This window comes from Rhizobium sp. NPDC090279 (assembly GCF_044769665.1).
Taxonomy (GTDB): domain Bacteria; phylum Pseudomonadota; class Alphaproteobacteria; order Rhizobiales; family Rhizobiaceae; genus Rhizobium.
This window is the reverse complement of record NZ_JBIVYI010000008.1, coordinates 1-23,710: the sequence shown is the minus strand read 5'-3', so window position 1 is coordinate 23,710 and position 23,710 is coordinate 1. Positions and strand designations below refer to the sequence as shown.

Annotated in this window: 20 protein-coding genes and 1 pseudogene; 4 read left to right on the top strand and 17 right to left on the bottom strand. The window is 60.4% G+C overall.

What is annotated here, in order from left to right:
* Positions 1-33 precede the first annotated feature (33 nt).
* The 7 genes from ACIQWP_RS20175 to ACIQWP_RS20145 are packed head-to-tail and all read right to left on the bottom strand — an operon-like array spanning position 34 to position 8,177.
* Positions 34-1,839, bottom strand: a complete 1,806-nt coding sequence (locus ACIQWP_RS20175; protein WP_402791105.1) for an ABC transporter ATP-binding protein — start codon at positions 1,837-1,839, stop codon at positions 34-36.
* Positions 1,840-1,842: 3 nt separating this feature from the next.
* Positions 1,843-2,781, bottom strand: a complete 939-nt coding sequence (locus ACIQWP_RS20170) for an ABC transporter permease (RefSeq protein ID WP_402791103.1) — start codon at positions 2,779-2,781, stop codon at positions 1,843-1,845.
* Positions 2,781-3,755, bottom strand: coding sequence for an ABC transporter permease (locus tag ACIQWP_RS20165; protein ID WP_402791100.1), 975 nt, complete (start codon positions 3,753-3,755; stop codon positions 2,781-2,783). The genes ACIQWP_RS20170 and ACIQWP_RS20165 overlap by 1 nt, the downstream gene beginning before the upstream one ends.
* 5 nt (positions 3,756-3,760) lie before the next feature.
* Complete coding sequence (locus ACIQWP_RS20160; protein ID WP_402791098.1) at positions 3,761-4,732, bottom strand: nucleoside hydrolase; 972 nt, start codon at positions 4,730-4,732, stop codon at positions 3,761-3,763.
* Entirely contained in the window at positions 4,729-5,688 is a 960-nt protein-coding gene (locus ACIQWP_RS20155) for a nucleoside hydrolase (RefSeq protein ID WP_402791096.1), read from the bottom strand. Before ACIQWP_RS20155 ends, ACIQWP_RS20160 begins: the two co-directional genes overlap by 4 nt.
* A 34-nt stretch (positions 5,689-5,722) precedes the next feature.
* A complete protein-coding gene (locus ACIQWP_RS20150; protein WP_402791093.1) occupies positions 5,723-6,604 on the bottom strand; it encodes a dihydrodipicolinate synthase family protein in 882 nt (293 codons plus the stop codon).
* A gap of 22 nt (positions 6,605-6,626) precedes the next feature.
* Positions 6,627-8,177: an ABC transporter substrate-binding protein gene (locus tag ACIQWP_RS20145; RefSeq protein ID WP_402791090.1), complete on the bottom strand. Its 1,551-nt coding sequence runs from the start codon at positions 8,175-8,177 to the stop codon at positions 6,627-6,629.
* Positions 8,178-8,311: 134 nt separating this feature from the next.
* Here ACIQWP_RS20145 and ACIQWP_RS20140 point away from each other — a divergent pair, with 134 nt between their 5' ends.
* Complete coding sequence (locus ACIQWP_RS20140) at positions 8,312-9,217, top strand: LysR substrate-binding domain-containing protein (RefSeq protein ID WP_402791087.1); 906 nt, start codon at positions 8,312-8,314, stop codon at positions 9,215-9,217.
* Between the two features lie 106 nt (positions 9,218-9,323).
* Here the strand turns inward: ACIQWP_RS20140 and ACIQWP_RS20135 are convergent, their stop codons facing one another.
* Both ACIQWP_RS20135 and ACIQWP_RS20130 read right to left on the bottom strand, forming a co-directional pair.
* The gene (locus ACIQWP_RS20135; RefSeq protein WP_402791085.1) at positions 9,324-9,626 is read right to left on the bottom strand and encodes a hypothetical protein; all 303 of its coding nucleotides are present in this window, start codon (positions 9,624-9,626) and stop codon (positions 9,324-9,326) included.
* 274 nt (positions 9,627-9,900) lie between these two features.
* Complete coding sequence (locus ACIQWP_RS20130) at positions 9,901-10,776, bottom strand: helix-turn-helix transcriptional regulator (RefSeq protein ID WP_402791082.1); 876 nt, start codon at positions 10,774-10,776, stop codon at positions 9,901-9,903.
* A 113-nt stretch (positions 10,777-10,889) separates the two neighbouring features.
* Here ACIQWP_RS20130 and ACIQWP_RS20125 point away from each other — a divergent pair, with 113 nt between their 5' ends.
* The gene (locus ACIQWP_RS20125) at positions 10,890-12,344 is read left to right on the top strand and encodes an MFS transporter (protein ID WP_402791079.1); all 1,455 of its coding nucleotides are present in this window, start codon (positions 10,890-10,892) and stop codon (positions 12,342-12,344) included.
* Between the two features lie 101 nt (positions 12,345-12,445).
* On the opposite strand, the gene ACIQWP_RS20120 is transcribed toward ACIQWP_RS20125, so the two are convergent.
* Positions 12,446-14,230: an APC family permease gene (locus tag ACIQWP_RS20120; protein WP_402791077.1), complete on the bottom strand. Its 1,785-nt coding sequence runs from the start codon at positions 14,228-14,230 to the stop codon at positions 12,446-12,448.
* A gap of 243 nt (positions 14,231-14,473) precedes the next feature.
* Between ACIQWP_RS20120 and ACIQWP_RS20115 the strand changes: the two genes are divergently transcribed.
* Both ACIQWP_RS20115 and ACIQWP_RS20110 read left to right on the top strand, forming a co-directional pair.
* Positions 14,474-16,843 carry a DUF1989 domain-containing protein gene (locus tag ACIQWP_RS20115; RefSeq protein ID WP_402791074.1) on the top strand — a complete coding sequence of 790 codons (2,370 nt, stop codon included), beginning with the start codon at positions 14,474-14,476 and terminating at the stop codon, positions 16,841-16,843.
* Between the two features lie 184 nt (positions 16,844-17,027).
* The gene (locus tag ACIQWP_RS20110) at positions 17,028-17,555 is read left to right on the top strand and encodes a hypothetical protein (RefSeq protein WP_402791071.1); all 528 of its coding nucleotides are present in this window, start codon (positions 17,028-17,030) and stop codon (positions 17,553-17,555) included.
* Between the two features lie 28 nt (positions 17,556-17,583).
* Here the strand turns inward: ACIQWP_RS20110 and ACIQWP_RS20105 are convergent, their stop codons facing one another.
* The 7 genes and pseudogenes from ACIQWP_RS20105 to ACIQWP_RS20075 all read right to left on the bottom strand — a co-directional run.
* Positions 17,584-18,183: a PAS domain-containing protein gene (locus ACIQWP_RS20105; RefSeq protein ID WP_402791068.1), complete on the bottom strand. Its 600-nt coding sequence runs from the start codon at positions 18,181-18,183 to the stop codon at positions 17,584-17,586.
* A 116-nt stretch (positions 18,184-18,299) separates the two neighbouring features.
* Entirely contained in the window at positions 18,300-19,637 is a 1,338-nt protein-coding gene (locus ACIQWP_RS20100) for an NAD(P)-binding domain-containing protein (RefSeq protein ID WP_402791065.1), read from the bottom strand.
* A gap of 68 nt (positions 19,638-19,705) precedes the next feature.
* Entirely contained in the window at positions 19,706-20,746 is a 1,041-nt protein-coding gene (locus tag ACIQWP_RS20095; RefSeq protein WP_402791062.1) for a heme-dependent oxidative N-demethylase family protein, read from the bottom strand.
* 28 nt (positions 20,747-20,774) lie between these two features.
* A complete protein-coding gene (locus ACIQWP_RS20090; protein WP_402791059.1) occupies positions 20,775-21,740 on the bottom strand; it encodes a PDR/VanB family oxidoreductase in 966 nt (321 codons plus the stop codon).
* Positions 21,737-22,342 carry a dimethylamine monooxygenase subunit DmmA family protein gene (locus ACIQWP_RS20085; protein ID WP_402791056.1) on the bottom strand — a complete coding sequence of 202 codons (606 nt, stop codon included), beginning with the start codon at positions 22,340-22,342 and terminating at the stop codon, positions 21,737-21,739. Before ACIQWP_RS20085 ends, ACIQWP_RS20090 begins: the two co-directional genes overlap by 4 nt.
* Before the next feature lie 10 nt (positions 22,343-22,352).
* Positions 22,353-23,486 carry an aminomethyltransferase family protein gene (locus tag ACIQWP_RS20080; RefSeq protein ID WP_402791053.1) on the bottom strand — a complete coding sequence of 378 codons (1,134 nt, stop codon included), beginning with the start codon at positions 23,484-23,486 and terminating at the stop codon, positions 22,353-22,355.
* Positions 23,487-23,598: 112 nt separating this feature from the next.
* A pseudogene (locus ACIQWP_RS20075) lies at positions 23,599-23,710 on the bottom strand (bifunctional methylenetetrahydrofolate dehydrogenase/methenyltetrahydrofolate cyclohydrolase); the annotation flags it as partial.

Sequence of the window (23,710 nt, the reverse complement as noted above, 5' to 3'; positions counted from 1 at the left end):
CGCGCCATCTACGGCGCGGCGACAACGACTCTCTCAAGCCACCTGGAAAAAGTGGCCATCGCCGGCCTGCTCGTAAACACGCTTTGGCGGCTGGTAGTCGATCGCGCGGAACGGGCTCCCTATCTCCTCGTTGGAGAGACGACGCGTCGGACGCCGAGCCGGGTCTGCAATCGGAACTGCCGCCATCAGACGCTTCGTGTAATCATGCTGCGGATTGTCGAACACAGCCCGGCGAGGCCCAATCTCGACGATCTCGCCGAGATACATCACCGCAACCCGATGACTGATGCGCTCCACCACTGCCATGTCGTGGCTGATGAAGAGATAGCCGAGACCGTATTTCTCCTGCAGATCCAGCATGAGATTGATGACCTGCGCCTTGACCGAGACGTCGAGCGCGGAAACCGATTCATCGGCAATGAGAAGCTTCGGTTCAAGCGCGAGCGCCCGGGCGATGCAGACACGCTGGCGCTGCCCGCCGGAAAACTCGTGCGGGAAGCGATCCGCCATCGCGGCGGAAAGGCCCACCCGCTCGAGAAGGTCGCCGACGCGATCCTTTGCCTGCGCGGCGCTTGCTAGCCCATGGGCAATGATCGGTTCGGCGATCGCCTGGCCGACACGCATACGCGGATTGAGGCTTTCGAACGGGTCCTGAAAGATCATCTGCGCTTCGCGCCTGATATTGGCGAGATCATCCTTGCCGGCTTTCAGGACATCCTTGCCGTCGATGCGGATTTCACCTGCGATGGCCGGTGTAAGACGAATGATCGAGCGCCCGGTCGTCGACTTGCCGCAACCGGATTCGCCGACCAGCGACAGGGTTTCACCCTGCCTGAGTTCGAGCGAGACGCCTTCGACGGCATGGATGCTGCCGATGGTCCTGCGCAGGAAGCCGCGCTTGACCGGAAAACGAGTGATGAGCTTGTCGACCTTCAGGATCGGCGGCTGATTGAGCTTTACCGTGTCCTCGGTCGGCTTCACCGGCTGCACCTCGCCAGTCGCCATATCGACCAGCGGAAAGCGCAGCGGCCGGTCCTTCCCGGTCATCGAGCCGAGCTGCGGCACGGCCGAAAGAAGCGCGCGCGTATAGGGATGCCTGGCGCCGGCAAAGAGCGCCGCCGTCGCATCGGTCTCGACCTGCTCGCCGCGATACATGACGACGGTGCGATCGGAGATTTCGGCAACCACGCCCATGTCATGGGTGATGAAGAGGACCGACATCCCCTCCTCTTCCTGTAGCGTCTTGATGAGCCCGAGGATCTGTGCCTGGATGGTCACGTCGAGCGCAGTCGTCGGTTCGTCGGCGATCAAGAGCTTGGGATCGCAGGCAAGCGCGATCGCGATCACCACGCGCTGGCGCATGCCACCGGAAAAATTCATCGGATATTCGTTGAGGCGCGACTTGGCCGAGGGGATGCGCACCTTCTCGAGCAGGCGCACCGCTTCGGCTTCGGCCTGCGACTGCGACATGCCGCGATGCTGCACCAGAACCTCGGTGATCTGCTGGCCGATCTTCAGGACGGGATTGAGCGAAGTCATCGGCTCCTGGAAGATCATGCCGATCCGATTGCCGCGGATCGCCTGCATGGCGTTGAGCGGCAGCGACAGAAGATCCTGTCCCTCGAATTCGATCCTGCCCGTGATCTTCGAATTGGCCGGCGACAGAAGCCGCATGATCGACATGGCGGTGACGCTCTTGCCGGAGCCGGATTCGCCGACGACTGCGACAGTTTCCTTCGGGCCGATATCAAAGCTGATATCGCTGACAACATTGCGCCATTCACCGCCGACGCGGAAGGCCGTGTTGAGCTTGGAGATGGAAAGGATCGGTTTGGTCATGGCTCAGCCTTCCCGCCTTGGATTGAGGATATCGCGGAGCGCATCGCCGATGAGATTGATACCGACGATGAGTAGGAGGAGCGCCAGGCCCGGGAAGAAGCTGATCCAGTAGTCGCCGGAGAGCAGATATTCGAAGCCGTTGGAGATCAAGAGGCCAAGAGAGGGCTGCGTAACCGGCAGGCCGATGCCGAGGAAGGAAAGCGTCGCCTCCAGCATGATCGCATAGGCCACGCGCATCGTGGCAACGACGATCAAGGGCGGCAGGCAGTTCGGCAGGATATGGCGAAAGAGGATGCTGCCGTCAGGCAAGGCCATGGAACGGGCCGCGTCCACATAGGCGCGCTTGCGCTCCACCAGCGCCGAGCCGCGGATCGTGCGGGCGTAATAGGCCCATTGCGTGACGATGAGCGCCAGAATGATCTTGTCGACGCCCTGGCCGAGGATGGCAAGAAAGATCAGTGCAATGAGGATGGCGGGGAAGCTTAGCTGGATATCGACGATGCGCATCAGGAATGCATCGAGGCGACCGCCGACATAGGCGCTGATGAGCCCGATCGAAGCGCCGATGACCAGCGCGACGGCCGCGCTCGATATGCCCACAAGCAGGCTGGTGCGAAGGCCATAGAGGATCGCGCTCATCAGATCGCGGCCCTGGTCGTCCGTGCCGATCAGGTAAAGCATGCCGCTCGCGCTATGCGAGCCGGGCGGCAGGCGACCGTCGAGAATGTCGAGCTGGGCGAGATCGTAAGGGTTCTGCGGCACGAGCAATGGCGCGAATATCGCTGCGATCACGAAGATGGCGACGATGACCAGGCCCGCCAGAGCAAGCTTATCATGCAGGAGCGCCGACATCGTCTGACGAAAGGGCGAGCGTGAAGCCGGCTTGCCTGCACCCCCCTGGCCCGCATGCACCGAGCCGGCCTTTGCGCTGTTGTCGCTCATTACGAATTCCCTTCGAGACGAACGCGGGGATCGACGATCGAATAGAGGATGTCGACCAGAAGATTGATGATGCTGAACATCACGACGGTGATCATGAGATAAGCGAGGATGACCGGGCGATCGAGCACGCCGATCGCGTCGATGATGAGCTTGCCCATGCCGGGCCAGGCGAAGATCGTCTCGGTCACGACGGCAAATGCGATCAGCGACCCGAGTTCGAGGCCGATCACGGTGATCAGCGGGATCAGCGTGTTCTTCAAGACATGCACGGTAACGATGCGCCGCTCCGTGAGACCCTTGGCGCGAGCGAACCGGACGAAATCGAGCTGCATCGTCTCCATCACGCCGGCACGAGTCAGGCGGATGACGAGCGAAATCTTGAAGAGCGCCAGGTTGAAGGCCGGCAGCACCAGATGGGACAGACCGTCCAGGGTGAAGAGGCTAAGCGGCACGCCAAAAACCGGCACTGTCTGGCCTCGGCCCGATGCTGGCAGCCAGCCGAAATGCACGCTGAACAGCATGATCATCACGAGGCCGATCCAGAAGGTCGGCAGGCTGAAACCGAGGATCGAGAAGGTCATGATCGATTTCGAGATCAGGCCCTTCGGCTTGAGACCGGCATAGACGCCGAGCGGGATGCCGATGACGAGCGCCATGATGAGCGCGACGAAGGCAAGTTCCAAGGTCGCTGGCATGCGATGGAGGATCAGTGTCAATGCGGGTTGATTATAGACGAAGGAGTTGCCGAGATCGCCCGAGAGCGCACGCGTCAGAAACAGCCAGTATTGCTCCCAGACCGGCTTGTCGAGGCCGAAGGACTGGATGACCTGAAGACGTTCGGCCGGCGTTGCCGTCGGGCTCAAGAGCACGTCGACCGGATTGCCGACGAGATAGAGCCCGGCAAAAACCAGGACCGACATGACGAGCATCGTCAGAACGGTCTGGATCGACCGGCTCAGCAAATATCCGCCCATGATTTTCAACCTCCCTGCGCTGCGACATCGAGGCCGCCTTGCCCGAAGCGGGCGATGCGCTCGATCAGCAGTGCTATGAATCCGTCCTCGTCGACATCAGTGATGACAGTGGCATTCGGCGCGCGATCCATCTTTCCGTAAAAGTCGGCATAGGTGTAGCCCATGGTGAGGCCCGTCACCTGCACGCCGACGAAAGCCTTGCGGCCGCTAAATAGCTCCGGGCGAATGAGCCAGGCGATCGTGGTGGCATCATGGATCGGGCCGCCCGGCCTGCCGAACCGCCCGACATCGCTGCGGTCGAAGGTCGAAAAAAGATTGAAGAGCGCATTCCCCGCCTCGCCGCCGGCTCGGAACCGCTCGAAATGCTCCGAGGTAAACAGCGCCTGGAAGGTCATGTCGAGCGGCATCACGACGATCGGCACGCCGGAGCGATAGACGATCTCGGCCGCATGCGGATCGGCATAGATGTTGAACTCGGCCCAGGGGGTGCGGTGCCCCAGCGCCGTGAAAGCACCGCCCATCGAAACGATCTGCCTTATGCCGGATGCCACGTCCGGATGCTGAATCAATGCCAAGGCAATATTGGTCATCGGGCCGATGGCGCAGATGGTGATCTGTTCGCCGACCTCTGCTGCTTCGCGCGCCGAGCGCACGATAAAATGCACGGCATGTTCTTCGGATGGGCCGATATCGCCGGCTTTCACCAGCGCATCGTCAAAGGCGCCGATGCGGGCATATTTGCCGTATACCTGGTCCCGCACGAGCGGTCCGGCCGCGCCTGCATGAACCGGCACATCACGGCCGCCGCTGAGGCCGACGATCTTGCAGGCGTTGAGCACCGTATCGCGAAGGGCAACATTGCCGGCGACGATCGAGAGGCCGAGCACATCCACTTCCGGCGATGCGAGCGCCATCAGGATGGCTGCGGCATCGTCCACGCCCGGATCGGCATCGATGATGATTTTTTCCGGTATCATACGACAGCCTTTTCGGCGTAGCGTGACAGCCGGTCGAGGAAGAAGGCAATCACACCCTCGGCATCGACCTTGGTGACGATATCGGCGTTCGGCTCCAGACCGCTTTTGCCGTACCAGTCGGCGACGGTCTGGCCCATGCAGAGCTCGCTTTCATGCTCGACGAAGACGCGGGCCTTCTCGGTCTTAAACAGATGCGGGGCGAGGATATAGGCCATCACCAGCGGATCATGCAGTGGCCCGCCGCGCGAGCCGTAACGGCGCACGTCATTGCGATCCCAAAAGGCCATCAGCTCGGCAAGCGTCTGCGAGATACGTCCGCTGACGCGCGAGAACTCAGCAACATGCTCGGGCTTCAGCATGACCTGATGCGTCGCATCGAGTGCGAGGGCAACGAGCGGAATTCCGCTCGAGAAGACGACATGCGCCGCATGCGGGTCCGCCAGCATGTTGAACTCGGAAGTCATCGTCCGGTTGCCGGGCTCGCGATAGGCACCGCCCATCATGACGATCCGCTCGATGCCTTCGGCGATCTGCGGCTTCATGCGCAGGGCCACGGCGATATTGGTCATTGGCCCGAGGCAGCAAAGCGTGACGCGGTCTCCCGTCGCCGCTGCCTCGCTGAGCGTGTCGATGAGGAAATCGACCGCCGATTTGCTCTCCGCCATCTTTTCTGGTTCCGGCAAGGTCGTATTGCCAAGGCCGGTCTTGCCATGAAACTGGCCGTAGATCGGCTCGCGCAGCATCGGACGGAAACAGCCTGCAAAGACCGGAATGTCGGGGCGCCCACCCAATTCGCAGACCTGAAGGGCGTTGCGCACGGTGCGCTCCAACGGCTGGTTGCCGCAGACCGGCGTAATGCCGAGGATGTTGAGCTCCGGCGACACGAATGCGGTCAGAAGTGCGATCGTATCGTCAATTCCGGGGTCACAATCGACAATGATCGAAATCGGCTTCATGGTGAGATGCCTTCAATAAGTGGAAAATGCGATGTCAGAGGGCGCCGAGTTCGCGAAGGACATCCGCGATCTCGGTTCGTGCGGTCTCGTCAAGGGGAAGCTGCGGATGCATTGGCGCGCCGGCGGCAAATCCCTGCAGTTCCAGCGCCGTCTTGATGCAGGCGGCGATCGAGTATTTCGCGAAGATCTCGTTGACGCGCCAGAGCGGCCGCTGCAACTCCATCGCCCTTGCCCAATCACCGGCATTGGCAGCCTCATAGAGCGCGATGCTCTGCTTCGGCACGACGCAGGCAGGGCCAGCCATCCAGCCGACACCGCCGATCATCATGACGCAGACCGGGATATGGGCCGAGGCGGCGAATACCTCCATTCGACCGCGGGTCCGCTCGATGATAGAGAGCAGACGCCCCGTATTGGTCGAGGCGTCCTTGATGTAGCGGATGTTGTCGACATGGCTCAGCCGCTCGATAACGGGCAGACTCAAATCGGAACGCTGGAATTGCGGATTGGTGTAGAGCACCACCGGCCGCCCCTTTGCGGCCTTGGCAATGGCCGTGAAGTAGGCTTCGACACCCTCGTCGCCGACCGGAAAATAGGCTTCCAGCACGGCGAGGATGCCGTCGGCTCCCGCCTCGACCATATATTCGGTCTGTGCGACGGCATCGCTGGTCGATGTCGATGCGACGCCGGCAACGACCGGGACGCGTCCGCGGCTGACCGCAATCACCGTATCGACGACGCTGCGGCGCTGATCCCAGTTCAGATAGGCAAATTCGCCTGTGCTTCCGAGCGGCGTCAGGCCATGGACACCCGAAGCGATCAGGTGGTCCACGAGGTCGATCAAAACACCCTTCATCACCTGACCGGACGGATCGATCGGGGAAACGAGATAGGGAAATACGCCGCGGAAAGACATGTTCGATCGTCCTTTCACCGGCTCAGTTCGGCTTCACGTAATAGGGAAGCGTGTAACCATCCGACCGTCCGGGATAAGAAAGATCCTTCTTCACCGCCCAGGTATTGGCGAGATAGAAGATCGGGATGACGCCAAGATCGTTCATGGCGATCTCGGTCGCCTTGCGAAGCAGCTCCTCGCGCTTTCCGTCATCGAGCGTCGAGCGCGCCTCGCCGAGCGCCTTGTCGAATTCCGGGTTCGAATAGCGTCCGCGATTGCCCTGTCCGGCCTTGTCCCCGAAGGTTTCAAGAATCGGGCCGAGCACGCCGGATGCCTCGCCGGTCTCGACCGCCGCACCGCCCATGATGAAGCTGAATTCCAGATTGGATGCCCGAGTGAAATAGACGCTGCCCGGCAGGGTCGCAACTTCGGTCTTGATGCCGATGCGGCTGAAGAACTGACCGATCGCCTGGGCGACCTTGGAATCGTTCGGATAGCGATCGTTCGACGCGTGGAAGGTCAGCGAGAAGCCGTTGGGATAGCCGGCCTTGGCGAGCAGCTCCTTCGCCTTGTTCGGATCGTAGGGATCGACCTTGATCGCTGGATCGTAGCCGAAATAGCCTTCCGGAACGAGCTGCCCAGCGGGAACGCCCTGTCCATCCATGATGCGGTCGACGAGCGCTTCGCGATTGATCGAAAGCGACAGCGCGCGGCGCACTTCGGGCTTCAACAGCGGGTTCTTGCCATCGGGGCCTTTGGCGAAAGGCGAGACCTCCCGCGCCTGGTCCATATGCAGATACATGATCCGGTTGCCGGCGACGTTCACGACCTTCAGCTGATCGGAAGCCTGCAGGCGGCGCGTATCGGCCGTCGGGATGCTTTCGATCATGTCGACATCGCCGGCAAGCATTGCGGCAACACGGGCGCTGCTGTTCTTGAAGATCTTGAACGTGACCTTGTCCCAGGCAGCCTTTTCGCCCCAATAGGCGTCGTTGCGTGCCAGCACGACGTTGTCATCGGGCGTCCAGGAGACGAACTTGAACGGGCCGGTGCCAATCACGCCCTTGCCGGAATTCATCTCTTCCGTCGTGGTATCTCGCATCTTGCCCGGCAGGATCGCGATACGGCTGAGGTTGTTCAGCAGCAAAGGCGTCGGGCCGTCGGTCTTGATGCGGACCGTCAGCGGATCGACCGCGGTGACCTCGGTGATCGCCTTGACATAGGCGGCAAAGGAACTCGGGCTGTTTTTCGAAGCAAGCGGAACCCGCTTGATGCTGGCAACGACGTCATCTGCGGTAAAATCGCTTCCGTCGTGGAACTTCACATTCGGACGGAGCTTGAACTCCCAGGTCGTGTCGTCGATCGTCTTCCAGGACAGCGCCAGCGCCGGCTGAAGCCGCTGCTTCTCGTCCTGATTGACAAGGCCATCGAAGATATTGCGCGCCATCGCGCTGTTCGGACCGACGACGTAAAATTGCGGGTCCATCGACGTCGTCGAGGCGGCAAGGCCAACGGTCAGGTCCCGGGCGTGGCTTATGAGCGGCATGGCAAGGGCGGATACCGCCAAGACGGCCGCGGCCTTAAGAAATTTCATGATGGTGCTCCTCCGGCGTTTCCAAAATCCGCGCTCTCCAAGCAGATTTGATCTGCCACTAAAGACTCTGCCGCAAAAAGAAAAATTGCATTTTGTGTTCGATCCATGCCCTAATGTTATGGAAAGGGCATGAAATGCGATTGAAGCCAAGACAGGTAGAGGCATTTAGAAGCGTGATGATGACCGGCGGCATCACGGCGGCCGCCGATGCGCTCAATGTCACGCAGCCGGCCGTCAGCCGCCTTATCCGCGACCTGGAGGATATCCTCGAGATCACCCTGTTCGAGCGCGTGGGTGCCCGCCTCGTCCCGACAGTCGAGGCAACGCAGCTCTTTCGGGAAGTCGAACGACTGTATCTCGGCCTCGACCAGATCGCCCAGGCCGCAGACGATATTCGTCGGCACAAGAACATCGTTCTGCGGATTGCGAGCGTGACGTCGCTCGTCAGGCCGTATCTCCATCAGGCCATCCTTGATGTCGTTGGCGACAGGCGTGACATTCCGCTTGTGATCGATGTCGAAAACAGCCGGCACATCTGGGACATGGTCGACAAGAACCGCTACGATCTCGGCTTCGTTTTCGGTTCGCCCCGCATGGCGGACAAGAATGCAGTGCTCCTGCACAGCTCCCACGCCGTCGCCGCCATGGCGCCAGGGCATCGTCTTTCCTCCCGAAGCATCATCCGGCCCGCGGACCTTATGGACGAGCGCGTGTTGATCCCCGGCCGCAATTCGCCGCTCAGACTGGCGCTCGACCGCGCCTTCTCCGCGCAGGATCATCAGCCGACAAGCACGATGGAAACCTCGATGCTCAATTGCTGCCATTTCGCGGCCGCAAGGATGGGCGTCGGCATTGTCGACCACACAAGCCTGCGGTCCGCCGGAGCCGATATCGTCGAGATCCCGTTCGAACCGCAGATAGAGGTCGCCTACTTCGCCATTCGCCCCTCCGGCGGCCACCGTATCCTGATCCTGGACGAGTTGATCAAGCGAATGGGCGAGCTCATTGGCGCGGAGGCAACGTCTTTCATGTCGGCTTGAAGCGGGCGTTGATTGAGTTCGCCGCGCAAATGAGATCGCGCCCCGTTGCGAGATGCGAGATTTTTTGCCGGAATGCTCGTTGAGATTGAATGGAGGATAGGGAGCGCTAGCGATAGTCACCAAGTGGAAGCCGTTCGGCCTCCGTGATGTCCATCGGCTTCCTCCGGTTCGTTTTCATCATATCCCGGTTGAAGTCGTTTACGGCCCAACACACACCGATGGTTTGGAGATGCGCGGCATTTTCAATTCCGATTTTCATCAGGAATGTCAACCGTCCGGCCAGGGCTTTACGGCAATGGTCATTGCTGTCGAACCAGGGTTGGCTGGCGACACTGTCCAGCACCTTTTGTAGTATATCGGCTTGCTTCGGCGATAGGCCGCCTGCCATAAGGTGGCGAAAGCGTTCCATTATGACTCCCTCGAGGATCACTGCCGGCGCGGCAGCACGAAGGGTCTCGCGCCTGCAAGTGAAACTACTCTGAAACTATTGTAATCTGTTACTCATTTGGCTTTGCGCGACCGAAACGGCCTCGTTCATGTCTGCTTCCGTAACGTTAGGCAGACTGCCGTTTAAAGCCTACGTCCATTTTTGACACCGCAGGAACGCCCGATGCCCCATGAGGGCAGGACGTGCCGCAAGATCGCATACGGTGATCGATCGCTGAGGTTCCGGGCTCTATCGCTCAGCAAGCCCGCCTGCGCTTCATCATCGCGCTCAGCCGCTCAGCCCCGGCCTCGTCAACGGGTGTATAGACGATCATGCGATCGTCATTGGTGGGGCTTGCCCACCAATTGTTGGATTGCAGCGCCAGGATCGCGCCATCCGCCAGACGGAAACGCTTCACGACATTCTCGATGCCCTTGAGCTGGTAGCGGTCCCACACGATGCGAAACTGATCCGACGCGCTCATATAGCGCTCCAGTTGCCGCTCCCAGACAGGGTCGTCGAGATGCTCCGCCATGGAGGCGCGAAACAGGGCGGCCATGCTGGCCAGCACCTCGTCAGGATCGGCCTGGCTGGCGCGCCAGGCAGGATTGACGAGGGACAGATAGATGCAATTCCGATCTTCGAGCGGGAGCGCATCGAGATCGACACCGACGAGGCGGCGATAGGCCTCGTTGAAGCCACGTATATTGTAGCGCTTCGTCTGGATAACGGCGGGATAAGGACAGAGCTGATCGAGGATGCGCTGGCTTGCCGCGGTGAGCGGCTCGCAGACTCGTGGATTTTCGAACCGGGGCGGAACCGGCAGATTGGCCAATCTGAACAGGTGCTCCGTCTCGACTTCGTTGAACTCCAACGCTTGCGCGACTGAGAGAAGCACGCGCGGCGACACGCGGATCGGCCGCCCCTGCTCCAGCTTCGTATACCAGGTGATGCCGATATCGGCACGCAATGCCACTTCTTCCCGCCGCAATCCAGGTGTACGAATTCGGCCGGCGCGACCAAGGCCCAGTCGCTGCGGGTCGAGCGTTTCCCGCCGCCGTCGCAGCATCTCGCCGAGTTCCTGCGCCCGCGAGAGCGCCTGATTGGCAGCGACATCGAGCATACCGTGCATTTTCACCCTCCAGCCTGGCACTTTTTATACCAGTCTAAACTGGCATCTTGTACCAGTTTAACATAGGTGTAGAACGCTGTGGACTCAGTTTCGAAAAATGCGTTGAGGTCCCCATGTCATCCGCACCAATCCGGCTTGGCCAATTCGGCCTGATGATCCTGCTCGCCGGGCAATTGCTGCTGCAGCTCGATTTTTCCATCATCAATGTCGGCCTTGCCGCCATCTCTGCCTCGCTGCACGCCGGCGAGACCGAACTCGAACTCTTCGTCGCCGCCTATGGCGTCGCCTTTGCCGTCTGCCTGGCAATGGGTGCCCGCCTCGGCGACAATTTCGGCCGCAGGCGCATGTTCGGCCTGGCCGTCCTGATGTTCTGCCTCGCTTCGCTGCTTTGCGGGATGGCGACTTCCGTCACCTTCCTCATTGTTGCCCGCGCGCTGCAGGGAATTGCGGCAGCACTGATGGTGCCGCAGGTGCTGGCGACGATCCATGTCACCCTGACCGGACGCGACCATGCCCGTGCCGTCGCTTTCTATAGCGCGATCGGCGGCATCGCCTTCATCATCGGCCAGGTTCTCGGCGGTTTCCTGATTTCAGCCGATATTGCCGGCTCCGGCTGGCGCAGCATCTTTCTCATCAACTTGCCGATCTGCATCCTTATCCTGCTCAGCATGTGGCGTTACGTTCCCGAGACCCGCGGCCAAGGCAGAGTTCCGGTTGATTGGTCCGGCATGGTCACGCTGGCGCTGCTGACGCTCTCCGTGCTGCTGCCAACGGCGCTCGGCCCGTCCTTGCACTGGAACTGGCTCTGCCTGCTGGGCTTTGCGCCGATCCTGCCACTGGCGGTGCTTCTATGGCGCATCCAACGCGCCAAGGAGGCGCGCGGCGCCTTCCCGATCCTGCCTCCGTCGCTCACCCGTATCTCCAGCATGCGGTTCGGAGGCCTGATCGCCATACTCTTTTTCACCTGCTGGAGCGGCTTCATGTTCGTCTTCGCCCTGACGCTGCAGGCAGGCGCCGGGTTGACACCGCTGCAATCAGGCAATGCCCTGATCGCGCTCGGTGGCTCCTATTTCGTCTCGGCGGTCTTCGTTGTGCGCCGGCTTGCGGGTCTGCGCCGGGAAGCCATGCTGGCGATAGGCTGCGTCATCCAGATGACCGGGCTCGTACTGCTCATCGTGACGCTCGAAACGGTCTGGCCGCAACCCGGTGTCATCAACCTTATCCCGTCCACCGTCCTGATCGGCTTCGGCCAGGCGCTGATCGTCAACTGCTTCTACCGGCTCGGGCTAGCGGACGTGCCGCATGAACATGCCGGCGCAGGCAGCGCCATGCTTGCGACCATGCAGCAAGTTTCGCTTGGCCTGGGGCCGGCGATCCTCGGCGCAGTTTTCGCGCAGGTCCTGCAATATTCGAGCTTCTATCTTGCGGCGGGCGTCACCGCCATCGCCGTCGAGCTCGGGCTGATGGCCATTCTGCTGGCGGCCACACTTCTGCGGTTGGCGCAACAACGCACCCGTCTCGAAGAAACCGTCGAGATCGACGATACCCTGATCGTCGCGCCCGAGTGATCGGGCAGACAGGGCGCGCGATCCGTTGATCCCATAACGAAGTCCGGCCTGTCGAACAGGCCGGACTTGCACGCATCAGTATCACTTTCGACCAGACATCGCTATGCCGGCAACTGGAAGGCCCAGTTGGCGATCAATACGATGGCAAGGCCGCCGGCCAGTGCCACATAGGGCAGAATGCCCGCTTTCCTGACGCCCAGATCCTGGCCGACCAGCCCAAGATCGTCCATGGCGCCGGCCGGAAACTTGCCGCCGTCGCGAACATAATGCCTGTAGGCAAAGACCGGCAGGATGAGGGCCGCGAAGGCAAAGCCGATCCAGAGCGCATTGGCATACCCCCAGACCTTGGCGCCGGCGCCAAGGAATAGCGCGTTGACGAAGGCAAGGATGGTATTGAGGCCGATAAGCCAGGTGGGCGCTTTCCAGGGGCGCTCGACGTGACCCGAATCCATGCGGTGAATCCATCCCGAATTGAGGTTCAGGAAGTTGAAGATGATGTATCCGACATTGGAGACGGCGAGCACGAAGAAGTAGCCGCTCGTATCCGAGGCTATGGCGAGCAGGCAGAGGTTGAAGGCGAAGTCCGTCCACATCGCTCTGGTCGGAGCGCCATGCTCGTTCACATGGTCGAGATATTTCGGCAGCCAGCCATCTTTGGAGCCCTGATAGAGCGTGCGCGAGGAACCGGCCATGGCGGTCATGATCGCGAGGAACAATGCGAGGATCATCAGGATGACGAGCAGCTGCGTAACGATGCGGCCGGCGCCGATCAGGCCACCGAGCGCCTCGGCGACGCCGGTGCCGTCGACGATGCCGGGCGCCAGCATGCCGGCATGGCCGAGCACGCCCTGAAAGGCGAAGGGCACAAGGAAGAAGAAGATGCAGCAGGCAAGCCCGGAATAGAAAATCGCCTTGAATGTATCCGTCTTCGGGTTTTTGAGCTCACGCGTGTAGCAGACGGCGGTTTCGAAGCCGTAGGTCGACCAGGCAGCAATATAGAGACCGCCGAGGAAGAGCGTCCAGCCGCCATTGCTCCATGTGCCGTCTGTGCCGGCATAGGCCGCGGTTGGTGGCACCAGGCCCGTGACGTTGGAAGAAACGATCTGGCCGCTGACGATCGGGTAGAGACCGATAATGAGCAACGGTACGAGAACGATGATCGCCAGCCATTTCTGCACGCTCGCCGTCTCGGAGATGCCGCGATGCTGGATCGCGAAGATGATCAGCATCAGGATGCCGCCGATGAAGAAGGTGGCATTGATGTTGGCGGTCGCAAGGAAGGGAATGTTGAAGCTGAGGAAAGACCAGCTGCGGATGGCCGGCGTCAGCGCGGCAACGCCATCGGCGCTGAGCAGCGCCGTCACCGCATCCTGCGGCGACGTGCCAGCGTGGGCCGCGATATATTCGGCGACCCGCGGACTATCTGCGGCAATGGAGGTTGCATGTGCGCTGATCCAGCTGAGCACAGCCTGCGAATCCGCCGCGGGAATCGGGAAGAAGGCATTGAGAATATAGCCCGCCGCAATGGCGCAGCCGAGAGACAAGACAGGCGACCAGGCGAACCAGTTGCACCAGACCGAAAGCGGCGCAATGAACTTCGAATAGCGCAGCCAGGCGGTCGCACCGTAAACGGAAGCACCGCCCGACTTATTGGCGAACATGCCGGCAATTTCCGCGTAGGTGAAGGATTGCAGAAACCCCATGATCATCGAAATGATCCAGACGACGAAGGCAAGCTTGCCCGTCGTGCCGGCGATGCCGCCGATGGAGAAAAGAACAAGTGGCGGCACGCCCGCAGCCACCCAGAAGGCGCCCTTCCAGTCAAGCGCGCGTATAAGCTTACCTTCGGTGCCAGCAGAAGCGCTGGCGTCCACGATATCCGTCATCGATGATATTCCCCATTTATGTTCCGGACGTATCTTCGTACGTCTCCCTGAACGTGCCTCCCATGGCATTGCGGGGCTTGCTGGAGGTTTTCTTGAGCCGAGTCTGTGCGCGGGTTTCCAGATGCATGCCCTTTATACATAGTGAAGATATTTTCTTTTTAGTCAATATCACTTTACTTTCGGACGGCATTTTGTCAGCATGATTCCGGTGTCCTGACAGACGTCATTTCCCGAGAGGGCAATATGCGAGATCTCCACCCGCCGACCGCCGGAGTTCGGCCCGTTTCGGCGAGCATCATTCGCTATCCGGGCATTCCGGCGCTGCCGCGCGACACCGAACGCTATCGCTGCAAGGGTGGCGGATCGTTGGTCGTGCGCGTCGAGCCCGGTGACCGGGTCTCGGTGACGGATAGCGAGGGCGGCCAGCTCTGCGAGCTCACCTTCCTGGATGAAAAGGGCCGTTTTCAATCCGCGGGACTGGGGTCCGCATTCACCGGCGAAGCAACGGGCCTGAAGGCCCTTCTTTCATCAGGTAAAGACGGTGCTGCGCGCGTCAAGACAGCGCTGGAACGACGGGGCGCCGATCTGGCGTCTGCGGCAGCACTTCACCTCTTCGGCGGGTCATCGCCAGCGGGCAACACGGCGGAATTCACCATTGCCACCGGGGGCCTGCTTGTCGCCTGCGCGCCAGGGACAGCCATGTCTCCCGAAGCGCAGGATACGGCAACGCCGTTGGAATTGCGAATACGCCGGGCGACGATCCTGCGCGACTATGCCTCCGCGCTGCCCGAACCGCTGGCCGACCCGATCGAAGACATTCGCATCAAGGCGGCAACCGCCTCGGCCTATTTCGTCCGCGCCGGCGAATATATCCAGATCATCGATGTCTATGGCCGGCAATGCACCGACTTTCAGGCCTTTTCCGCCCGCAAGGTCGACAAGGGGCTCGATCTCGCGCTCGATTCCACCGTAACCCGCACTCTGCTCGGCCGCAGCTATCCGACACCCGGCCTTCCCTCCAAGGCTTTCGATCGCGATTTCGAGCCTCTCATAGAGATCGTGCAGGACACGGTCGGCCGGCATGACGCCTTCGCCACGGCCTGCAATTCGCGCTATTATGACGACATGGGCTATCCCGGCCATGTCAATTGCACCGACAATTTCAATGCGGCGCTCGCGCCCTATGGCATTGCCGGCCGCAAGGGCTGGGAAGCGCTCAATTACTTCTACAACACCAACATCGATCACAATAACCAGCTCTATCTCGACGAACCCTGGTCACGACCGGGCGATTACGTCCTGATGCGCGCGCTGACGGATCTCGTCTGCGTCTCCTCCTCTTGCCCCGATGACATCGATGCGGCCAACGGCTGGGACCCGACCGACATCCACGTGCGCACCTTTTCCGGCAAAGAGAAATTCACACGAGCGGTGGCCTATCGCATGACCCCAGACGCCGACCCCGAACTGACGCGGGAAACCGCGTTCCACCCGCACCTCTCCGCCATGACGCGCGACTACACCGAGTATCGCGGCTTCTGGCTGCCGAACCGCTTCTCGTCGGAAGGGCCGGTCGAGGAATATTGGGCCTGTCGCGAACGTGCCGTCGTCATCGACCTCTCGCCGCTTCGCAAGTTCGAGGTGACAGGGCCTGATGCGGAAGAATTGCTGCAATATTGCCTGACGCGCGACGTGCGCAAGCTATCGCCCGGCCAGGTCGTCTATTCCGCCATGTGCTACGAACATGGCGGCATGATCGACGACGGCACGCTGTTCCGTCTCGGCGACAAGAATTTTCGCTGGATCGGCGGTGACGACTATAGCGGCATCTGGCTGCGCGAGCAGGCGGAGAAGAAAGGCTTCAAGGCCTGGGTTCGCTCCTCCACCGATCAGATGCACAATATCGCCCTGCAGGGGCCGAAGAGCCGCGATATCCTCAAGGAAATCATCTGGACGGCGCCGCGCCAGCCGACGATCGGCGAACTGGAATGGTTCCGTTTCGCGGTCGGCCGGATCGGCCATTTCGAGGGTGCCCCGGTCGTCGTGTCACGCACCGGCTATACCGGCGAGCTCGGCTACGAGATTTTCTGCCATCCGAAGGATGCGGCCACCGTCTTCGACGCCGTTTGGAAAGCCGGCGAGCCATATGGGCTGAAGCCGATGGGGCTTGAGGCGCTGGACATGGTGCGCATCGAGGCGGGCCTGGTCTTCGCGCATCATGAATTCGACGACCAGACCGACCCCTTCGAGGCGGGCATCGGCTTCACCGTTCCGTTGAAATCCAAGCAGGACGACTTCATCGGTCGCGACGCTTTGCTTCGGCGAAAGGAAAACCCGCGGCATCTGATGGTCGGCCTCGATATCGAGGCGAACGAAGCAGTCGGACATGGCGATTGCATTCATATCGGCCGGGCGCAGATCGGTGTGATCACCAGTGCTACGCGATCGCCGATCCTCGGCAAGACCATTGCGCTTGCCCGCGTCGATGTCACCCATGCAGGCGTCGGCACCAGGGTCGAGATCGGCAAGCTCGACGGTCAGCAGAAGCGGCTTCCGGCCGTTATCGTGCCGCTGTCCCACTATGATCCACAGAAGACGCGGCCGCGCTCGTAAGGCATTTCTGGAAAACTACCCAGCGACTACCCTCGGAAAAAAGGGCGTTCCGCTCGTATCTTGACAGAAATCATGTAGTCGGCACGGATAATTGCAGCTTTGTTGGACGAAACAACCTGCATCGGTTAGAAGCATAGTTTGGAGCTATATTGTAGCAAAGCCGAGGCCATGATATCCGCTATTCATGCACACGAAACATGGCCCAGAAGCCTTCTCGATCTTGGAGCTACTTCGAAAAACGCCGTCTCAGGCGCTCCGTCCGGACGTTCCCCTTTTCTCTTTTGGCCGCCTTTTCGGAATACCGAGCTGGTGGGATTTCAGCGGGAGTGCAACTTTCGACAGCCTGCTCGATTATCACGGAAATATTCAGGTCGAACTTTGGATACGAGGCACGCAGGTAGAGGTTCGTAGAGTCGGTGTTCGAATGTGGGCAGCAATCGACGGCTTTCCGGAGCCAAAGCAAGGAAAGATGAAATACGCGGCCCGGCGCTATGTTCAGTTCGACGGCTTCAGACCCGGCTTGTCGCTTGAGGAAGCGAAGATGCTTCTTCAAAAGGCGTCGATATCTTACGAAGAAGCGACCACTGCAGATGTTTCAGAGACCGTGGTTCAACTCAATCTGCCGAACTATATTAAAATGAATTTCTTTATGATGGGTGGCCGACCTTCGTTGGCGGAGATACAGGCATATTCAAGACACCAAGGGGCCTAGGTCTCGTTTACAGAACTTGCAACAGAGCCTATTCCGCTTTCTTCTGTGCGCTCGAAATCGCGCGCGCTGCCTCCTCAGAGGAGTTGGCAAGCGTGCGCATCTCCGCCGCGAGCACCGCGAAACCGGAACCCGCCGTCCCCGCCCTTGCCGCTTCGATGCCGGCATTGACTGCCAGCAGCTTCAGGTAGCGCAGAGACTGCAGGATCTCATTGGTCTTGGATGCCGTGACCCGCATGCCGGCGGTCTGCTCGTCGATACGCTGATAAAGAGATTCGATGTTCAGGATGCTGCCTTCGAGATAGAGCAGTTCTCCGGCCTCGTCCCAGACACCGCCGCCGGTCTCGGTCACCCAAAGGAAATGTCCGTCGCGATGGCGGATACGATATTCCATCGTCCAGTCGGCGCGATTTTCCAAAGCCCTGCCGACGAGCGCATCCATCAGCGGAATATCCTCCTCGCACATGATCGAGGTGAATGTTCGTGCCCGGTTACCGATGATTTCATCGGCGGGATAGCCGAAGATGCGCTCGATGCCATCGGTCATGTCAAGCATCGTATAGTTTTCGTCTGCCCGGCAGCGATAAAGGAAACCGGCCATGCGGCCGAGAACGCTCGTCTGGAAATCCATGAAGGCCATGCCCGAAGAGAAGGTTGCGGATGAACTCGTTTCGTCTCAACGCACAAAAGGCCGGCAAGGGCTGCTCTTCGCCTCCCTTGCCGGTTAGGTGGGGAAATGACCGCGGATCAATTACGCAGATATTCCTCCATCGAATCGTCAAGCGCCTCGACCCAGGGCGTATGATGCGTCGGCGACATGGTGCCGGTCATCAGCGAGCGATAGGCGTGGTCGCGGAAGCCCATGATGTTGTGAGCCTTGTGATGCTCCCATTCCATGAAGGTCTTGTTCGTGCCCTCGATGTCGAAGCTCGGATAATCGGTCTCGGCGAGCAGTTCCTTCACATAGTCGCCCTGGTACCAGATCATCTGCTCGGCATCCTCGAGCGTCTCTTCGCGGGCGCGCCACTTGTCGAAGTTCGCCTGCAGCTCGGTCTCCGACGGCAGCTGGATGCGGCCCATGATGACGTCGCGCGCCCACCAGGCCTGCACGTCGAACATGTTGAAGGTATAGAACTGGTCCTGCATGCCGATATAGAACAGCTGCGGATTCTTGTCGAAGACGACGCCCTTGTAGAGATGATCGGCCCAGAGGCGATTGGCCGTCTTCAGGCGCAGATCGTCGGGCAGGAAGGGGAAATGATGCTGATAGCCGGTGCAGAGGATCAGCGCGTCGACATCCTTCGACGAGCCATCGAGGAAGTAGGCGGTCTTGTTTTCAAGCCGCGTCAGCAGCGGCCGTTCCTCGAAATTGGCAGGCCATTTGAAGCCCATCGGCTTGGAGCGATAGCTTGTCGTGACAGATTTCGCCCCGTATTTCCAGCACTGCGAACCGATATCCTCGGCCGAGTAGCTGCGGCCGACGAGCAGGACGTCCTTGCCCTTGAACTCCACCGCATCGCGGAAATCATGCGCGTGCAGCACGCGGCCGTTAAACGTCTTCACGCCTTCGAAATAGGGGACGTGAGGTGTCGAGAAGTGGCCTGAGGCGACGACGACATAGTCGAACTCCTCGTCATACATCCGGTCCTGCGTGCGATCATGCGCCGTCACGGTGAACTTCTTGGTGGCATCGTCGAAGCGGACCATGCGCACGGGCGTGCTGAAGCGCACCCATTTGCGCACATCGGCCTTCTCGACGCGGCCCTTGATATAATCCCAAAGCACCGCGCGCGGCGGATAGGAGGCGATCGGCTTGCCGAAATGCTCCTCGAAGGAATAGTCGGCAAATTCCAGGCATTCTTTCGGGCCGTTCGACCAGAGATAGCGATACATGCTGCCATGGACGGGTTCGCCATATTCATCGAGGCCCGTGCGCCAGGTATAGTTCCAGAGGCCGCCCCAATCCGCCTGCTTTTCAAAGCAGACGACTTCAGGGATATCAGCACCCTTCTTTGCGGCCGATTGAAAGGCCCTCAGCTGGGCAAGGCCCGAAGGGCCGGCACCGATAACGGCAACTCGTGTCATGTCGCATTCCCCTTCTCGATTATATCGAAATTCTTATCGCATGCAGTCGTTTGGCGCGGCCGGAGGCATCAGTCGGGGAAGATGCCCGGACTGGTCGGCGCCCCGTCGTCATAGGTCGAAAGCCAGTCGATCGTCGTCTGGCGGAAGCGTGTCAGGCCCTTGTAGTCGATGAGCTCCGGCGGCAGGGTGCGCAGCACGCGCGGGAAGCGGCGCGCCCATTTCGGCACGGTCACCAGCTCGTCCATGTTCATCAGATAGCAGCGGATGACGAAGAGGATGGCGTTCGAGCGCGGCAGCCGCCACAGGCTCTGCAACTCGACGCGCAGATGCACCTTCTCGCCGACATTGTCAGGCGTGACGGTGGTGCGGTCCGTTCCCCATTTCGGATAGTTTTCAGGGCTGGTATCGAGGCGGGGATTGATCGTCATCGTCCAGTTGAAACGGCGCGTCGGCTTGCCCTGCTGCAGGTTCAAAAGGAACTTCAGCGCGCGGTCGAAGACGCCGATCTGGTGGGCGAGCGGCACCGGGCCGTGCCACTCCATGAAGTTCATGCCGATATCGAAATCGAGCGACCAGTCGGCCTGGGTCGTCACCATGCCGGCATCCATCCACAGATTGCCGTCGCGCTGGTCGACGATGCAGAAATCGCCCTGTGCCTGGCGGGTAATGTATTCGAAGGGCTCGTAGGGCAGCGTGGATGCGTCACCGAAGGTGAATGTGTCGTCGATGCCAAGGGGACGGTTGATCCAGCGCCACTGGTCGCCGTTCTTGGTGAGCGTGAAGTGCTCGGGATAGCCGGCTGCCTGCTCTTCCATCAGCAATTCCAGCGTATCCCACTGGGAGGTCATCATGTGCGGCAGCGCCTGATAACGCAGCGGATCTTCCTTCAGTACCAGCGCCCGGTCGCGCATCTCGGCGACGTAATGCTCGTCGACGTCGATCAGGCTTTCGTAGACCGTGTCCTTCTGCCCTTTCACATGCGGTTCCATGTTGACGGAATACATGTACTCGTCGCGATCGAACGGGAACGGAAAGCGCCGGATGTTGTCCGGACTGTTGCGATAGCTGAAATCGTCCCGGAACGTTTCCTGCTTGAAGGCGATTGCCATGTCCGTTCTCCTGGGTTCGGCCGGATGCCTAAAGGTCGAGATGCAGTGCGCTTCCTTCGAAACGGGAAACGCAGATCATCACCTTTCGGCCGGAAGCCTTTTCTTCGTCGGTCAGATAGACGTCATTATGCAGAAGCTTGCCGTCGCAGGCGGCAACACCCGTCTCGCATTGCCCGCAGGCGCCGCCTCGACAGAGAAAGGGCGCGTCGACGCCGGCTGCCTCGATCGCTTCCAGCATGCTCTCGTGATGGCCGACATGGACGGTCTTGCCGGAGCGCGTCAGCTCGATCGAGAAGGGCTTGCCGGGCTGCGACGACAGGAATCGTTCCGAATGCAGGTTCTGTTCCGGCCAGCCGGCCTCGATGCCCGTTCGCAGCACGCCGTCGATCATCCCTGCCGGACCGCACACATAGAGATGCGTGCCGAGCGGCTGGCTTTCGAGCAGACGTGCCACAGGGATGAAATTGCGGTCGGCGTCACAATAAATCTTCACCCGCTGCGGGCCATATTGCTCGACGAGCTCGCGGCAATAGGCGCCGCGATCCAGCGAACGTACGGCATAATGCAGCTCGAAATTGGCGCCTTCGCGGGAAAACTGCTGCATCATGGCGATGAAGGGCGTGATGCCGATGCCGCCGGCGATCAGGAGATGCTTGCGGCCGCGCCAGTCCGGCTGGAAGAGATTGACGGGATAGCTGACCTTGAGCTCGTCGCCTTCGCGCACCTTCTCATGCATGAAGGCGGAGCCACCGCGCGAATCCTCGACGCGCAGCACGCTGATCTCATAGGCCGAACAATCGTGCGGCGGCGACATCAGCGAATAGGCATTGCGTCGCATGTGGCCTTCGTCGTTCATCGAGACGATCACATGCGCGCCACCGGAGAAATAAGGCATCGGCTTGCCGTCGAGCCGCTCGAAGCGGAAACGCTTGATGCGCTCGGCAATGGGAGTGACCTTCGCAACGCGGACCGGAATTTCCGTACCACCGCTCATAGGAACAACTCCTCGGGATCGGGCGCACTGCCTGGCTCTTCCGCATCGATGTTGACGCCCTGGAAGGCGCCGAGGCGGCGCGAATAATGGTCTCGCACCAGAAGCGGAAGCCCGCAATGGCTGCAGGTGAACGGGCTATGCGTCACATCGTCGGTGATACCCTTGCAATGCACGCATTGCACGCGGCGGGCGAGCGAGCCGCGATGCTCGGAGATGATCGAGGCATGGTCCATGCCGTAGTCGAGCGCCACCATCATCGCCTGGCCGATGAAGCCTTCGGTGCCGGCGATGTAGAGCCGCGTGCCCATATGGGCCGTCGCAAGCGATCCTTTCAGACGAAAGAGCAGCGTTGCGATGGTCGGTGCCGTGAAGAACATGTCGGCGCCGAGCCTGCGCAGGCCCTCGTCATGGCCTTTGCCCTGCGAGCCGCGCGCGACATAGAGGATTTCGCTGCGCGACAGAGCTGCATCATCAAGCGCCGGCGTCTGGTCGAGGAGGGCATTGGCCCCCTCGCCTTCCAGTGCAAACAGATGCCGCCGGGCGTGCGGTTGGATGGTAAGACCCTTATAGACCGGTCGGCTCTTGATGCCTTCGACAAGCATGAGCGCCTCCTTAGCCGATGGCCGTCCTCTTCTTTTTCTCCGGATCGTCGAACGGCAGCGTATGGGCAATCGCGCTCGCCTTCAGGCTCTTGCCACGCACCTCGAGCTTCGTGCCCTGCACGGCCTTGTCGACATCGAGACGGGCGATCGCCATCGATTTCTTCGTCAGTGCAGAATAGCACGGGCAGGTAATGACACCGACCTTTTTGCCATCGGCAAAGACTTCGTCGCCAAGATCGGCCGGGCCGTCGGCATCGATGAGCATGCCGAAAATCTTGAAACGTTCCTGACCCCTGAGGCGTGCATGTTCCTCGGCGCCGCGGAAGCCGGTCTTGCCGGGGCTGACGGTGAAGTCGAGACCGAGCTCCCAGAGGCTGTCGCCGGGCGGCTGATCGGCAAAAGGATACATCTGCGAGTTATCATAGGGATAGAAGAGCAGATAGCTTTCGACACGCAGCATGTCGAGAACACTGAAGCAGCAGGGAATGATCCCCATCTCCTTGCCTTCCGCGACAATGCGATCCCAGACCATCGGCGCATCCTGGCCACGCACGAAGATTTCATAGCCGCGCTCGCCGGTATAGCCGGTGCGCGAGATCATCACGGGAGCGCCGAACAGCGTCGTCTGCATGTGGTGGAAATATTTGAGATCGCGGATACCGGGCACGTATTTGGCCAGATAATCGACGGCGACCGGTCCCTGCAGCGACAGGTCATGCAGATCGTCGTCGAAGAGGACGGCGCAGTTACGCCCAGCTGCCTGCTTGACGAGTTCTTCGTGGCCAGAGCCGGAACCATGCACCAGCATCCAGGAATTAGGCCCTGTGCGATAGACGATGCAGTCGTCGGTAAAATAGCCGCGATCATTCAACATTGCGGCATAGACCGAACGGCCGGGATAGATCTTCGACATGTCTCGGGTGGTGATATAGTCGAGCACGGCGATGGCGTGCGGCCCCACAAGATGCACCTTCTTGAGGCCGGAAACGTCCATTAGCCCGGCCTTGGTGCGGATCGCGACATGTTCGTCCGACATGTCCTTCTCGTAGGTCCAGGCGGTTCCCATGCCGCTCCAGTCTTCGAGTTTCGATCCGAGAGCACGGTGCCGGTCCGCCAAGGCGGAGAAACGCCATGATAATGCCATTTCGTTCCCTCATTTTCTTCTATGGAATATTTATTTCCTGACTATAGTCGTCTTTCATGCCTTGGCAAGCCGATCCGAGTGGTTTTTTGTCATCTCCCGGACGGCATTTTCTTCAAAACTTCGGCGGCTGCTTTCCGGCCGTGCGATGGGCTGCGATGACGGTATTGGCCATCAGCATGGCAATCGTCATCGGCCCGACGCCGCCCGGAACCGGCGTGATGGCG